Raw genomic sequence first — 14112 nt, 5'->3', positions numbered from 1 at the left:
TGTTTGGCTTATGTTATGTATAGGGTTCTTCACTGAACATATTTAGTTCGCTTTACTTTCTAATTATTGGTTAAAAAATAAAGTATATCTATCATCGCATTTAAATTATCAAAAATCAAACTTTGTCGTCGAATCGTTTTAATTCCAACAGTTATGAGCGTGTCGCTCTTTGTCTTATAAACTATTTGATTCATTTTTTGCATGTATTTTACAAAATTTAATAAGTGCGGAAATCGTACTTATGAAGGTGTAGAATAGTAATACGGCTTAAGCAATGGTGCGAAGTCAAATATGTTTTCAAGGAGCGCGCATGAGACGAATATACGGAAAGTGTACTGCTTATGCGGTTATTACGCTAGCAATGGCAATAATGCTTAGTGGATGCTCTATAGGAGCGCCAACAAGCAGCGTATCTTCCCAATCCTCATCCAAAAATGGCATAACAGTGTGGGTTATGCAAGACGATTTTACAAAAGAAACACTTAACGCAATCAACAAACAGTTTGAAGCACAAACAGGCGTGCGAGTACATGTACAAGTTCAGCCCTGGGACGGTATTTCTACAAAACTTACAACTGCATTATCTACATCTCGTCCGCCAGATGTTGTTGATATTGGTAATACAAAAATAGCGGATTTTGCAGCAAGTGGAGGATTACTAGATATAACAGAACACGAAAAAATGCTTTCACAAGGTAAACGTTGGCTTAAAGGATTACGAGAGCCAGCTATTTATAAAGATAAGCTGTATGCTGTCCCAGCATTTGCAGCATCTAGAGTTGTTATTTACAACAAACGCATATGGTCTTCAGCTGGAATAACAAATCAGCCAACAACTTTTACTCAGCTGATTTCTGCACTTAACACAATAAAACAAGCTCACAAAAATGAAGCGGATTTTAGTGCAATGTATCTTCCAGGACAGAATTGGTTTGCTGGAATGCAATTTGTTTGGGATTGTGGTGGAAGCTTAGCTTCATTCAATGGAATGCAATGGCATTCGTCTGCAATAAGTAAGAAAACCTTACAAGGACTTAAAAAATGGGCAGATTTTCAAAACGCATTCTCAACAGAAGCATCAAGATCTGCAGAAATAAATAATCCTGATCAAGCGCAAATACTAGCTCAACAAAAAGCTTCAGCAGTATTGACAAATAGTGCAGCTGTTACAAAGGCAATCTCAATTAATCCATCTCTTTCTAGAAAAGATTTTGCCACATTTCCAATGCCAAGCATAAATGGTAAGGGTATACAACCTTCTGTTCTTGCTGGTTCAGACTGGGCAATACCGTCTAGAAGTAGCAACGTTGCGTTGGCATTAAAATGGATACGCATTGCTGCAAGCCCTTTAATTCAGCGTAAGTGGATAGTGGAACACGATGGTTGGCTTCCTAATAGTATTGACTTGTTGGATGAATATTTACATTCTCGCGATTTAGACGAGGTGCAAAAAGGATTCTTCGAAACAGCTAGAGTATCTCAATCAACTCCTGCAGCTCCTGGATGGTCAACTATCGAAGCAGATGGTTCTCTCAAAGAATTATTCGCTTCATCTGCTATGTCTGCAAAATCTGTTTTGCAAGCAGCACGCGTATTTCATGACCATGCACAAGAGATTTTCTCTCATAATCAGGTTGGTGGTGACTTATGAGGCTCCTAAAAGTTAGCAAAAATTATAGTAGTAAATCTGCTAGTAAATCTGCTAGTAAAAGTGCTAGTAAAATAGTTCCAGCTCTAATGCTACTTCCAGCTTGCATATTACTTATAGTGTTGGTTATTTTGCCTCTACTTATGCTTGTTGTAGCATCTCTTAGCAATTTTAATGCTAGATCGTTGTTCACTGGAGAATTCGAATTCGTTGGTATTCAGCAATATTTAACTCTTTTTGCAGACAAAGGATTCTACTATTCTCTAGGAATCACAATTGCTTTTGCTGCATTTCTCGTTATTACTAGCGTGCTCATAGGGATGTGGGTTGCGCAAACCATGTTTAAACAATCTGCAGTAGTAAGGGTGATTATGTCCATTGTTCTTGTAGCTGCATGGGCAATGCCTAATGTTGCTGCTGCATTAGTGTTTAAATGGATGTTTCAACCTGGTTATGGAGTAGTAGGTTGGCTGTTAACTCAGTTAAAAATTTTTGGCAATATTCGCAATCTTTCGTGGACTAGTAACACGAATTTAGCTTTTTGCTGTATTGGATTAATAATCGTATGGCAGGCTGTTCCATATATTGCTATTACCTTATATGCGGCACAAAAGCAGATTGCTCCTGAATATGCTGAGGCTGCGGCAGTTGACGGAGCTTCAAAAACGCGTATATATTGGCAAATTACAGTACCTATATTGGCTCCACAATTAACGGCTATAACCATACTTTCTTGCATATGGGATTTCAACGTATTTAATCAAATATGGTTACTTACTCAGGGCGGTCCTCGTGAATCTACTGCAACCGTTGGAGTTTTTACATATAAGAAAGCATTTATTAATTTTTCTATTGGACAAGGCTCTGCAATAAGCGTGGTAACTACTCTGATACTCTTTTTTGCCACGGTTTACTATATTAGACGACTTCTAAAGAATGGTGATGAGCTATGAAGATAGTTACCTTATTGGATTTGCTTCGTAGGCGCGTTACATTGAATAAAATTATTAACACGTTGCTTGCTTTTGTGTTTATTATTGTATGGATTTTCCCCGTGTATTGGATGTGTGTTACGGCATTTTCACCTCGAAACGAAGTTCTACAATCCAAGCCAACTTTGTTACCAAGTCACTGGTCGTTTGAACATATGCATGATGCTTTTTCTTCTGATTCAATGCTTTCATATGCTTGCAATAGTCTGTTGGTAACAGTGTTGAGTGTAGTTATTGCGGTTATTGTAGCGTTTTTGGCTTGTGCTGCTTTAACTATGCACGCGTTTGCTGGCAGAAAGCTTATTATGGCTGCTGTGATTGTTGTGCAAATGATTCCAGCAACAGCAATTCTTATACCACAATTCATTGTTTTCAATCGTTTTGGAATGCTTGATACTTACGTTGGTTTAGTTTTAGCTTATGTTACTGCTGTGCTTCCAGTGGCAATTTGGAATTTGCGAGGATTTTTCTTGGCTATGCCAATGTCTATTTTTGAATCAGCTCGTGTTGAAGGTGCTAGTGAATGGCAAATTTTGTGGAGGATTACATTTCCGCTTGCAGCTCCAGGGATTATCGCAACATCAGTATTTGCTTGTATTCACGCATGGAATGATTATTTAATAGCGTATACTTTTATGAAAACTCAAGAAAAATACACTCTTCCTGTATGGTTGGCGTCATTTGCTACACCTTCAGGAGTTGATGTTGGTGCTCAGATGGCTGCATCTCTGATTTTCTCTGTGCCAGTGATTGTTTTCTTCTTGATTATTCAACATGGTCTTACGTTTGGTTCTATGCAAGGCGCAATAAAATGATAAAAATAAATAATTACCTAGTGTGGGAATCTTAGGAGAAACAAAGAATGAAAGACTCTGATGATTCGCGTAATAGATTGATCTCATTTACGCCAGAAGATATTCGTAAGAAGAATCGTTGTAATGTTTTAAATCTTCTTTACTCAAATTATATTCTTTCGAGATCTGATGTGGCAAAATTAACTGGTATATCTAAATCGTCTGCATCCGCAGTGGTAGAATCCTTGATTTCCGACGGTCTTGTAAAAGAAGGCAAAACAAAGTCTGCAACGTGCCCTGGTAAGCCTGCAGTTTTATTGCATTTATGCGAGAATTCTAGGCAAATAATAGTTGTTGACATTGCTGGAGAGAATACGATTGTTGGAGCTATAACAAATCTTGTTGGAAATGTTATAGAGCGTATTCAAACTCCGATTCGTTTAGATGACAAGCTTTCTGTAGATGATATTGTGTCTTTAATCGTTGATTTGCGTAAAAAGACTACGGCACCACTATTGGGAATTGGTATCTCATCTCCTGGAGTTATTGACGATGAAGGGAAAATTCTATCAGCACCTCATCTAGGTTGGAAAAATGTTACACTGGCGGATGATTTGCGAAAAATATTTAATGTTCCGGTTCGTGTTGATAATAATGCTAATGCTGCAGCCTTGGGAGAAAAACAACTTGCTAATGGATCGAGTAATTTAATATACATACAAATCGCTCGTGGTGTTGGTGCAGGAACACTGATTTCTAATAAGATTGTTGACGGCGGAAAATTTACTGCAGGCGAAATTGGACATGTTGTTGTTGATGAAGATGGTCTTTTATGTCGTTGTGGTAAACGAGGATGTTTGGAAACACTTATATCGATTCCGCGTTTGCAACAGCGTATTGCGGATGCTCCATCGGAAAAAGATAGGATTATTACTCAGGCTGGAACTTCTTTGGGTAAGATATTAGCCATTCCTATAGCTATGAATGGTATTGAAGATGTGGTAGTAAATGGTGATAGCAGTATTATTAACGATACTTTTATTGCTAATATGCAGTTTGCGATTAACAGCAGGATTGATAGCAAGCTATTTGGGGCTGTAAGAGTGCGATTCCCAGCATTAAAACAAGATGCGTCATTGCTTGGAGAAAGTGTAGCTGTTATGCGAAGCGAACTTTGTTGATGCGTGTTGATGTATGCATTAGTGTGTTTGTGTGCTTAGTGGTTTTGTGTTAATTGTTGGCTGGTTGGCAATAATGCAAATTTAAATAATTATAAATAATAATGTAAATAGCTCCTTCGTTTATAAACATATGTTGTGATTTAGATTCATATGTTGCGTTTTACGAAGGAGCTATTTTGTTTATGTGTCTTTGTTTATGCGTCTTTATTTTTATGTATCTTGTTTTAGTCTTGCTGCTTCCAAGTATCAACGTCAATATGATGTTCTGGATTCGCTTGCCAAGCTTTCCATGCAGATTCAACTATGTCTTGCACGTTGTATTTTGCATGCCATCCCATTTCTTCGTTGATTCGCTTCGGGCTGCCAATTAGCTGAGGTGGGTCGCCAGCTCTACGATCTAGAATTGCCTCTTTAAATGGCAATTTCGTAACTTTGCGAATCTCTTCAACAATCTGGCGCACTGATGTGCCCTTTCCAGTACCAACGTTAAACGCATCGTACTTGCGCTCGTCGCAATCCAAGTATGATAGTGCAGCAATGTGTGCGTCTGCAAGATCGGAAACATGAATGTAGTCGCGAATGCAAGTGCCGTCTGGAGTAGGGTAGTCGCTGCCAAAAATTGCAGGCGCTTTGCCTTTCTGTAAACGTTCAAGAAGCATAGGAATAAGGTTCAGTATAGCTGGATCTTCTAGCTCAACAGGTCCGCAGCCTGCAACGTTAAAGTAGCGTAGGGCGCAGAAGCGAATGCCGTATGGTTTTTCACATGCCCGTGCCATCCATTCGCCGAAGAGCTTTGTTTGACCATATGGGTTAATTGGAAGCATTGGCACAACGTCTTCTGGAACAACCTCTACAGGAGGCTCGCCGTATGTTGCAGCACTAGACGAGAACACGAGTTTTTTTGCTCCACTTTGTCGCATAGCTTCTAAAACATTAAGCATGCCGTTTATATTCTGCTGATAGTACCAAAGCGGCTTTTCTACAGATTCCCCAACCTGTTTGCGCGCTGCAAAGTGAATAACGGAGTCAACATTTTCATCCTTCATGATTTGTGCAAGTCGCGCACCAGCGTCTGGAGAAGATATATCCATTCCATAAAGTCGCGCGCCTTCGATGCGAGTTGGTTTGCCATAGCTAAGGTCATCCACTACGACGACGTTTTGCTTGGCTTGATGTAGTGCGTGAACAACGTGTGCGCCAATGTACCCGCATCCACCTGTTACAAGGACTGTCATTTTGAAGCCTTTCTTGCATGTTTTACGCAAAAGTATTGCATAAGATTTGTTATACGAACTTGGTTGTATAAGGTCGCTATATATTTTTTTAAGGCAAAAAATCATCATATAAAGCAAAAGCTGAAATAGAAAGATTGAAAAACATACAGATTGTGATATGCACATTTTCCATCAGTTCTGTGTTCATTTTTGCTCATATATGTTATCTTTTGTGATTTTAGTATACAACACTTGCTCGAGAATTTGTACTTTTACAGCAAATTTTTAGAAGCAATGCGGGAATCGAAGTGCATTCGCGCGCTACGCTTTGAGCGCGAAGGCAGGTATCGCGCCCGTGTTTGTTTCTATTTTGCTAAAAAAGGGAACAAACGCGGGAATCTAGTTGGGTGTGATTGCCTTGCAGCATGGCATTTCGTTTGACGTTGGTGTGACGCTGGTGTGACGCTGGTGTGGTGTTGGTGTGGTGTCAGCGTGTTGCGTGTGTGGTGTGTGTGGAATGTTGATTTTTCAATGGTTTTATAGTGTTAGTGTTCTTGCTCGAGTAGTTTCCTGAGAAAAGTCTGGGAAAATTCTTTAAAAACCTTGAAACAATGTGTTTTTACGGTTTTATTAGTGTTAATCCGCAAATATTATGGTGAAAATAGTTTTTATTGTGGATTAGTTTGTGTGTAACATTATTTTTTTCTGTTTGTTTTGTGTGGCTGCCTCTTGACTTTTTTAAACGGGGGGGGGTATGTTAATAACAGCTGCTAGCTAGATGCTCTAGATGGTGGTTATCCACAATATTTCGGAATGTTGTTGGATGTTTAAAATTTCTCTTCGCGTGTTTTACGTGGAGGAGAAGAAGAAAGGAAATTAAAATGATGAATAAGAAGGCTATCGCCGCTTTCGCTGCTGGCGCTACTTTGCTTGCCGGCTTCGCAATGGCAACCCCAGCATTCGCTGGTGCTAAAGGTGATGCTCTTGCTGATGCTGTACAAATTCATGAGGCTAACAAGACTCTTCGTGAAAGCCAGCGTGCTGTGAGAACTGCAGAGATAAGTTTGGTCAAGCTTCAAAGCGCCCAAGCTGCAGCTAAGACGGCTTATGAGAATGCTAAAACCAAGTTTGATGCTGCTAAGAAGGCTGCAGAAGCTGCTAAGAAGGCAGTGGAAGATGGCTTGACTGCTTATCTTGGAAAGCATGTTAACGATAAGGATTTCGATAAGACTAAAGCTACTGCAGAATATAAGCAGTCTGAAGAATACAAGAGTTTAGATAAGGCTAATACTGAAGCTGAAGCGAAGCTTAAGGATACAGATGCTGAAGGCAAGACTCTTGAGAAGAAAGCTGAAGATTTGAAGACTGCTCTTGATGCTGCTGATGCTAAGGTTACAGCTCAGACTGAGGCTGTTGCTGCTGCTAAGGCTCAGGTTGAAGCCAATCAGCGTTATTTGAACGCGTTGCGTGGTGTGAATCCAGGCGGTGAGACTAAGCCAGATCAGACTAAGCCTGGTGAGACCAAGCCAGATCAGACTAAGCCAGATCAGACTAAGCCAGATCAGACTAAACCTGTTCAGACTGCTGATCCATCTAAGTCTGCTGCTTCTGCTGAGTTGATGCGTACTCAGGTTGTGCTTGCTGAGGCTGATGCTACTAATAAGGATGCTCAGGAGAAGTTTGTTAAGGCTAAGGCTGATTTTGAGGCTGCTAAGACTCAGATGGCTGCTTTGGATGCTCAGGTGAAGTCTGCTGCTGATCGTGAAGAGGCTCTTCGCGTGGCTGGTAAGACTGATACTGATGCTTACAAGGCTGCTGTTATTGATTTGAAGGCTGCTCAGTCTAAGGCTAATGCTTATAGGACTCATGAGTATGCTGATGCTGAGAAGAATTTCGGAGAGAAGAGTGGTAAGGCTTTGCTTGCTGCTACTGCTTATAATACTGCTCTTGTGAATTATCGTGCTGCTTATAATAAGGCTGTTGAGGTTGAGGCTTCTGCTGTTAAGGGCTTTGCTGATCCTAACACTTTGAACCCAGTTTCTACTGATTTCCCTGCTGCTTCTGCTGCTGCTAAGGCTGAGGCTAAGAAGGTTGAGGCTAAGGCTCAGACTGCTGCTCCAGCCGCTGGTAAGGCTGGTGCCGCTGCTGCTGCTAAGGGTGAGCTTGCTGGTATGGGCACCAAGGGTGGTAATGGTCATGGTGGTAAGGCTGGCGAGAAGCTTGGTAATGCTGGTGTTGGTGTTGCTTTGACTGCTTTGGCTGCTTCTATGCTTGCTGGTATGGGTGCTGCTGTTCGCAAGATGCGTCACTAAGTTAAAAAGCACGTTAAGTGTTATCGGTGAGCGTGCTGCGTATTTTTCAGTGCGCTCACTTCTATGATTTTGCTCTCAACTGTGGTAGTTTTCTTTGATTTCTGTCGCAAGTTTTCTTGCAGGATTGCATTACTGGTTTTTACTGTTTTGCTTAATTTCCTTTTTTCGCAGTGGATTCTGGTGATGCTGGTTTTGTGAGTTGACTGTTGAGGGTAATTAGCAGTGCTGTTTTTGCTAGGGACAGTAATAGTGCTGTGATTATTAAGGGCTTGGAGATAGATGCTACTAGGGGCGTCAACTCTCCGAGCCTTTTTGTTTTCTTTAAATCTTTTATTTTGGCTTATGACCCTTTTTATTTTCAATTATTGAGCAATTTAATATTTTTGTATGTGTTGTGAGAGTTTAAAAATTTTGTAAAGATTTTGCACCAAAATTGGTGCTTCAATGTTTTTTGTTATATGCTTATATCACAAATAAATCTTAAATCTTAATTTTGAATTAATTGTTATTGCAGATTTTTTATAAAAGGGCGTATATATGGTTTCTGTGAATATTCGAGCACTACGTCGCTCAAAAAAAATAACTCAACAAGAGTTAGCTGAAGCATTAGGAGTATCTCGTAATAGCATTGTGCGATACGAAAATGGTACAAGTGCTATTTCAACTAGGTTAATAGATAAGATTTGTGATAAATTCAAGGTTTCTCTTTTTGATATCGTACATGAAAAAGAATTATCTGCATCTGATAAATACGATTTTAATATGAAGATTGAAGTTTTAAAGGAGCGTGGCGCACTTTTACTGGCTCGTTTATATAAATACGAGGATAGTATGAATATACAATTTGATGATTCTTCTAATGCATGGATTGCAATTAGTGATGATTTATCAGATGTAATTAATACAAAGATTTATACATCTACAAATTTTGAAGATATAAATCGTTATATCGGATATTTAGATGGCATAGAACGCTTGCTTGAATACGTAAGTTGCAATAAAAATAGTTAACAATCGTATAGAAAAATATGGGTAAGTGTGATTTTGCTATGGTTATAGAAGATTTTAGCGAAGAGTATTTTACTCACTGTTTGTTAAGAAATTTACGTTCTTTACAAATGTATAAGCATGCAGATTTGCATCCTAAGGCGGTTTTACTCGGTGGTCAAAGTGGTGCTGGCAAAACGACCATTCATGTAATAAAACAAAAAGAATTTAACGGTAACATAATAATCCTTGATGCTGATAGCTATAGGACTCAACACCCTTATTATTGCGAGTTGCTTGATAAATACGGTAAAGAAAGTGTTAAATATACGAGTGCTTTTTCAGCAAAAATGGTGAGAAGCTTAATTGATGAGTTAAGTTCTAAAAAATATAATCTCATAATTGAAGGTACTTTGCGCAGTGTTGAAGTTCCTAGTAGTACTGCGAAAATGTTGATAGATCGTGGTTACCGTGTTTCTCTTGCTGTCATTGCAACAAAACCTGAATTGTCATGGATCAGTACGCTGATTCGCTACAGGGAAATGTATTTGGAAGATCCTAAAAGTGCTAGGGCAACTCCTAAGGATCATCACGACAATATTGTGAATAATATAGTAGATAACTTGTTGAAATTAGAAAAATCGAAAATATTTGGCAGGATTCAGATTTACAAGCGAGACGAAAAATGTATATATGATTCTGATTCGTATAAAAATAGTCCAAATATTACAGCAGCTAGTGTTCTTAAGGAAGTGCTCTTTGGCAAGAAAACTATTGATGAGAAAAAGTTGATTTGCCACGCTAAGAATAGGTTGAATGAACTAGACAAGTTGATAGATAAAAGTTTGTAGAATTTGCAGAAGCTCGCATTAGTGTGGTTGATTTGCGCGAGTGGGTTATTTTGTAGTATTTTGTTTTTTTTTTTATCCCGCATTTGTTCCCATATTTGGCGTTTTGATAAACAAATGCGGGGTAAGAGATAGGCAGAGTGAAGAGTTGTGGGGTAAAAAATTCAGATAAGCGGCAAAAGGTGTGTCAACAAATCGAGTTTTCGTTGAAATATCAAGAAAGACTTGTCGTAGTTAATATAAAGAACGAGCACATTCACAATAAAAGTGAATATGCTCGTTCTTTTTTTTTTAAGATAGTTTAAAATCACCAAAAATAAAGGTTAATAAACCACTGACTTAAGCATTTGGTCTTTTGCCGTGATTTGCTGCCTTTTTGCGGCGTGCCTTGCGCTTACGTCCACGCATACCCATAATAAACTCCTAACGATTAAAATGAACAACCTTAGGGATTATCGCACATTGCCAAGACGTTCAAGCTTTTGTCTTTCGTAAGATGTCACATATCTGCAGCTATCACATATTCTCAATCAGAGGTGAAATCCTAAATTGGTTAACAACAGTTTCCTGTGGTGCTATCACAGTCAAGTCTGTTCCTGTGTTAAATGCATTCGCATACGCCGTCTGTGGTTCCACTGCAACTCCGCAAGGATGCTTGTCTGCAGGAAAACCAGTCGCAGTGCACACTTGGAATGATGTTACGCTTTTGTCGCCTTTTACCGCTATTTGTAAGTCGTCAGCTCGCGTAAAAATCGCAGTAGTCCACTCATCGTCATCCCTAATTAAATCAGTCCAAGCATCATCAAATGGCTGATTAACTAAAAATGGATTATCGCGTAAATCAAATCGCGTTCCGTCTACGCTTTCTGTACCAACTGGTATTAAACGTTCATTTGCGCGCACATGCGTTTTTGCAGGAAGCTTAAGCTTGCACTTAGAATTTAGTTGATCAATCTCATCTCCATGCCCTTGTAATCCGTTGCACAGCCAAGGGTGCATTGCAGCAGCCCATGGAGCATCATCATTGCCATGATTGGTTGTATTTAACGTTAAATGAATCCCATAATCGTCAAGCTCCCAAGTGGCTATGGTAACAATGTCAAAAGGATATCCTTCCATATTTGGTGATCGCCATAAAAGACTCACACTTGATTGTGTAACGCTTAAAGTTTGCCAGTATGAGCGGTATCCGTAGCCGTGCAAAGCTGTGTCTCTATCTCGCTCATCGATAGGCAGAGTATAAGACGCGTTTTGGAACTTGTAAGACGCTTTATCTACACGATTTGGGAAAGGAATCAGTATTTGTCCATTGAAGCAAGGCGGTAACTCGTCAGCCTCAAATGGCACAACAATATCACTATTTCTCCAAGTAAAATTGCGTAGTGCAGCCCCAAGTTGTGTTATTGTAGCCTTGTAATCTTTGTGGCAAATCGTGTATTGGTTGCCTGTTCGCGGTGGTAGCGAATACGATTTCATAAATCACCCCTATGTGAAAACGTTTTTAATAATACGAATTGTATTACTTAAGCCAATATATCTGCTACGGTTGCGTTAAGCAAGCTAACTAAATCGTTTGGATTTAGAACAACATCAAGACCGCGTTTGCCTCCAGAAACAAGAATCTCATCAAAGTGCATAACACTAGCATCCAGAACGGTTTCGTGATGAGTACGCTGACCAAATGGGCTGATTCCGCCAACCACGTAGCCGCTTTCGCGTTGGGCTACATCTGGGCTTGTCATACTGGCTTTTTTGGCATTTACTGCGCTAGCAATCGCCTTCATACTCAATCTACCGTTTACTGGCACAATCCCAACTACGCGCTTTTCGCCAGTGTCTACCATAAGTGTTTTGCACACTTGTTCAGCATTTACGCCTAATTTTTGCGCTGCTTCCATGCCATATCCATCATCCATGTGGTCTGCATCGTGCTCATAGTCAACAACGCGGAACGTAATTCCAGCGTTTTCTAACTGTGCGATTGCTGGCGTTGCTTTACCTGTCGTAGCATGTTTTTTGCTCATTTTTACCCCCCGTGTGCAAAATGTTTTGCGAAAACCCCCTGCGATGAGTCACCGCAAGGGGTTTATAGCTTTTATTTAAGCTTTATTAGCTTTACCGTGTTTCGCTAACTTTACTCAGCAATCTCAGCGAAGTAAAGCAAGGTGCGAATCATGTTAGCAGTAAAGCCGTACTCGTTATCGTAGAAGGTAACGGTACGAGCCAAAGTTACGCCGTCAACAGTGTTAACATCGGTCTGAGTTGGATCGAAAACGCCACCGTGGGTGTCGCCAATAATATCGGAAGACACAATGCTATCGGCATTGTAACCGAAGTATTCGCAGTTTTCGAATGCCTTCTTAAAGGCTTCGTTGATTTCTTCGGTGGTTGCTGGCTTCTCGAGAACAGTGGTCAACTCGGTAACAGATCCATCTGGAACCTGAATACGCTGAGCATGACCCTGAAGCTTTCCGTTAACCTCTGGAACAACCTTGCCGATTGCCTTAGCAGCACCAGTGGAGTGCTCGATGGTGTTGCAAGCTGCAGAACGGTTGTTGCGTGGCTTGGAGCCGCGTGGGCCGTCGAGAATCATCTGGGTGCCAGTGTAAGCGTGAATGGTGGTCATGAAGCCAGACTTAATACCCCAGTTATCCTGCAAAAGCTTAACCATTGCAGCCATGGAGTTAGTTGTGCAAGAGCCAGCGGACACAATGTTGTCGGTTGGCTTCAAAATGTCTTGGTTCACACCAAACACAACGGTTGGGGTGGTTTCGTCTTTAGCAGGAGCGGAGATAAGAACCTTCTTAGCTCCAGCGTTCAAGTGAGCCTGGGACTTTTCTGCAGAAGTGTAGAAACCAGTGCACTCGAGCACGAACTCAACGCCATCGTTCTTAACCCATGGAATATTGTTTGCGTCTTTTTCAGCGTAAACCTTGTAAGTCTTACCATCTACGACGATTGCGTCTTCTGTGGAGGTAACCTCAACTGGGGTGCCGTCGTCGTGGCGGAAAGTGCCATGAGTGCTGTCGTACTTAAGCAAGTAAGCAAGCATCGAAGGAGTGGTCAGATCGTTGATGGCTGCGACTTCGATATCGCCAGCTTGACCGCCACGAGCCTGAAGCTCAAAAATACGACGGAATGCCAAACGGCCGATACGTCCAAAGCCGTTAATACCAATCTTGACTGTCATATGGGATCTCCCTTGAGTGAAACCTTAACGCATAGTTCTAGCGATTTTTCGCGATTTTTAACAATACGTTTTGGTCTTCGTTATTTAAACTAACATGTTCATTTTAATGTGCGGTATGTACGACGCATTACGAGGCATTTTTGCTCTCTACACCGCAAATTTGCGATTATTTACGCTATTTTGATGGCACAGCTAGAGCGCTTGAAATGCTAGTGTTTATATCTCCCAAATCGCCAACTGGCCGCTTAAACCAGCTGACTTGCGGCAGTGGAGCATCTATAGGGAATGTGATTACAAGAGTGCCTTCATGAACGTCAATATGTGCAGGAGTGTCGTTTAGTAACTCGTTGCTTAAGCCTTGAACGGCATCACCATACATAGTTGCGTGCTGAAGTTGATATTTAAGACCAATCTCGTTTACATCGCTAGAAACGGGCGTGTGTGAGAACACAGAAACCATGCGGCCTTCGTGACCATTAGATGCAGGAAAGTCAAGAGAACCGTTGTGAATTGCTGTAACAATCGTGCCGTCTCCATACAAGAATCCAATTCCGCCTCTAACGGCAAGTCGAACCATAAGCTGAATATTGGAAATCGTGTGATCGACGCGACCGCCTAAGCCGCCAAAAATATGGAATTCTCTAGAACCTTTAGTCCAGCCAACTTTAAGAGCAGAAAGCAAATCTGGATCATCTTTTTCGGCGGGAAGTCGTGTAATGGCAGCATCTGTTGGAAGCTTTAAGCGCACAGAATCAAAGTCACCAATTAGAGCATCAACATGCAAGCCGAGTCTGCACGCATGATCCCAGCCACCATCTGCCGCAATAGTCAAAGCGCGATCAGGAACATGTTCGCGCGTATGGTCGTAATAATCTCCAGCTGCTAAAACAACGCAGCGCTTTAAAGGCTCCATAGTCACATATAATATCGCGCGCGTGGAATTGCG

The 14112-nt window shown here is 40.8% G+C and carries 13 protein-coding genes; 7 read left to right on the top strand and 6 right to left on the bottom strand.

Annotation, left to right across the window (positions count from 1 at the left end; genetic code table 11):
- The first annotated feature begins 310 nt into the window (after positions 1-310).
- Genes HXT53_RS05380 through HXT53_RS05365 form a run of 4 tightly spaced genes read left to right on the top strand, consistent with a single transcriptional unit; the run spans position 311 to position 4615 of the window.
- Positions 311-1651: an extracellular solute-binding protein gene (locus tag HXT53_RS05380; protein WP_009994219.1), complete on the top strand. Its 1341-nt coding sequence runs from the start codon at positions 311-313 to the stop codon at positions 1649-1651.
- Positions 1648-2601, top strand: coding sequence for a carbohydrate ABC transporter permease (locus tag HXT53_RS05375; RefSeq protein WP_009994218.1), 954 nt, complete (start codon positions 1648-1650; stop codon positions 2599-2601). Before HXT53_RS05380 ends, HXT53_RS05375 begins: the two co-directional genes overlap by 4 nt.
- Positions 2598-3455, top strand: coding sequence for a carbohydrate ABC transporter permease (locus HXT53_RS05370; RefSeq protein ID WP_004113011.1), 858 nt, complete (start codon positions 2598-2600; stop codon positions 3453-3455). Before HXT53_RS05375 ends, HXT53_RS05370 begins: the two co-directional genes overlap by 4 nt.
- Positions 3456-3502: 47 nt before the next feature.
- On the top strand, positions 3503-4615 hold the full coding sequence (locus HXT53_RS05365; protein ID WP_016828784.1) for an ROK family transcriptional regulator: 1113 nt from the start codon (positions 3503-3505) through the stop codon (positions 4613-4615).
- 224 nt (positions 4616-4839) lie between these two features.
- On the opposite strand, the gene galE is transcribed toward HXT53_RS05365, so the two are convergent.
- Entirely contained in the window at positions 4840-5850 is a 1011-nt protein-coding gene (galE, locus tag HXT53_RS05360) for a UDP-glucose 4-epimerase GalE (protein WP_032841175.1), read from the bottom strand.
- Between the two features lie 860 nt (positions 5851-6710).
- Between galE and HXT53_RS05355 the strand changes: the two genes are divergently transcribed.
- From HXT53_RS05355 to HXT53_RS05345, 3 genes are all read left to right on the top strand, one after another.
- Entirely contained in the window at positions 6711-8141 is a 1431-nt protein-coding gene (locus HXT53_RS05355; RefSeq protein ID WP_004113005.1) for a hypothetical protein, read from the top strand.
- A gap of 537 nt (positions 8142-8678) precedes the next feature.
- Positions 8679-9152, top strand: a complete 474-nt coding sequence (locus HXT53_RS05350) for a helix-turn-helix transcriptional regulator (protein ID WP_020759600.1) — start codon at positions 8679-8681, stop codon at positions 9150-9152.
- A gap of 38 nt (positions 9153-9190) precedes the next feature.
- Positions 9191-9979 carry a zeta toxin family protein gene (locus HXT53_RS05345; RefSeq protein WP_254596746.1) on the top strand — a complete coding sequence of 263 codons (789 nt, stop codon included), beginning with the start codon at positions 9191-9193 and terminating at the stop codon, positions 9977-9979.
- Positions 9980-10315: 336 nt separating this feature from the next.
- On the opposite strand, the gene HXT53_RS05340 is transcribed toward HXT53_RS05345, so the two are convergent.
- The 5 genes from HXT53_RS05340 to HXT53_RS05320 form a co-directional block, all read right to left on the bottom strand.
- Positions 10316-10390, bottom strand: coding sequence for a 50S ribosomal protein bL37 (locus HXT53_RS05340; protein WP_369803150.1), 75 nt, complete (start codon positions 10388-10390; stop codon positions 10316-10318).
- 102 nt (positions 10391-10492) lie between these two features.
- Positions 10493-11452, bottom strand: a complete 960-nt coding sequence (locus HXT53_RS05335; RefSeq protein WP_020759597.1) for an aldose 1-epimerase family protein — start codon at positions 11450-11452, stop codon at positions 10493-10495.
- 47 nt (positions 11453-11499) lie between these two features.
- On the bottom strand, positions 11500-12000 hold the full coding sequence (gene ybaK, locus HXT53_RS05330; RefSeq protein ID WP_004112997.1) for a Cys-tRNA(Pro) deacylase: 501 nt from the start codon (positions 11998-12000) through the stop codon (positions 11500-11502).
- Positions 12001-12110: 110 nt separating this feature from the next.
- Positions 12111-13166, bottom strand: a complete 1056-nt coding sequence (gene gap, locus HXT53_RS05325; RefSeq protein ID WP_004112995.1) for a type I glyceraldehyde-3-phosphate dehydrogenase — start codon at positions 13164-13166, stop codon at positions 12111-12113.
- A 175-nt stretch (positions 13167-13341) separates the two neighbouring features.
- Positions 13342-14079, bottom strand: a complete 738-nt coding sequence (locus HXT53_RS05320; RefSeq protein ID WP_116439970.1) for a thiamine diphosphokinase — start codon at positions 14077-14079, stop codon at positions 13342-13344.
- Positions 14080-14112 lie beyond the last annotated feature (33 nt).

It is taken from the genome of Gardnerella sp. KA00390 (assembly GCF_049244075.1).
GTDB classification, from domain to species: Bacteria; Actinomycetota; Actinomycetes; order Actinomycetales; family Bifidobacteriaceae; genus Bifidobacterium; species Bifidobacterium vaginale.
The sequence above is the reverse complement of the archived record's forward strand: the minus strand, read 5'-3'. Positions and strand labels throughout refer to the sequence as shown.